This window comes from Bacillus sp. FJAT-29814 (assembly GCF_001510715.1).
GTDB lineage: Bacteria > Bacillota > Bacilli > Bacillales > Cytobacillaceae > Neobacillus.
Window position 1 is genome coordinate 75,586 of sequence record NZ_LMTJ01000016.1, and the last position, 765, is coordinate 76,350.

At 48.5% G+C, this 765-nt stretch carries 6 tRNA genes and 1 rRNA gene; all 7 read right to left on the reverse strand.

What is annotated here, in order from left to right:
- Positions 1 to 17: 17 nt before the first annotated feature.
- Positions 18 to 94 (reverse strand) — tRNA-Met (locus tag AR334_RS27695).
- 20 nt (positions 95 to 114) lie between these two features.
- Positions 115 to 190, reverse strand: a tRNA-Val gene (locus AR334_RS27700).
- 6 nt (positions 191 to 196) lie between these two features.
- Positions 197 to 270: transfer RNA gene (locus AR334_RS27705), tRNA-Pro, on the reverse strand.
- A gap of 9 nt (positions 271 to 279) precedes the next feature.
- A tRNA-Leu gene (locus tag AR334_RS27710) sits at positions 280 to 368 on the reverse strand.
- Between the two features lie 7 nt (positions 369 to 375).
- Positions 376 to 447, reverse strand: a tRNA-Gly gene (locus AR334_RS27715).
- Between the two features lie 10 nt (positions 448 to 457).
- Positions 458 to 544, reverse strand: a tRNA-Leu gene (locus AR334_RS27720).
- A 138-nt stretch (positions 545 to 682) separates the two neighbouring features.
- Positions 683 to 765: ribosomal RNA gene (locus AR334_RS27725) — 23S ribosomal RNA — on the reverse strand; the annotation flags it as partial.

The following is a 765-nucleotide window of genomic DNA, read 5'->3' on the forward strand; positions in this document are numbered from 1 at the left end:
AATGATTCATTAAACTATGGTAGCGGCGGAGGGGATCGAACCCCCGACCTTACGGGTATGAACCGTACGCTCTAGCCAGCTGAGCTACACCGCCAAATAAAAAAAATTCAGTACTGGTGAAGCCTAACGGAATTAAACCGCTGGCCTCTTGCATGTGAAGCAAGCGCTCTCCCAGCTGAGCTAAGACCCCGAATTATCGGGAAAACAGGATTTGAACCTGCGACCCCTACGTCCCGAACGTAGTGCTCTACCAAGCTGAGCTATTTCCCGTTTGAGAAATGGTGCCGAGGACCGGAATCGAACCGGTACGGTAGTCACCTACCGCAGGATTTTAAGTCCTGTGCGTCTGCCAGTTCCGCCACCCCGGCAAATGAAAGCGGAAGACGGGATTCGAACCCGCGACCCCCACCTTGGCAAGGTGGTGTTCTACCACTGAACTACTTCCGCATTATAAAATTGGTGCGGGTGAAGGGACTTGAACCCATACGGTATTGCTACCACTAGAACCTGAATCTAGCGCGTCTGCCGATTCCGCCACACCCGCATTTAGAGTCAAATAAAAAGCTTATTCTGTCTCATATTTGAGATTCTAAGCTTTGAATTTGTCATTTATTGAGGTTTCATTCCCTCAAAACTAGATAATGCAGAAGAAGTATTGTAAAAACGAGTTCGCCTTAAGACTATGGTTAAGTCCTCGATCGATTAGTATCAGTCAGCTCCACATGTCGCCACGCTTCCACCTCTGACCTATCAACCTGATCATCT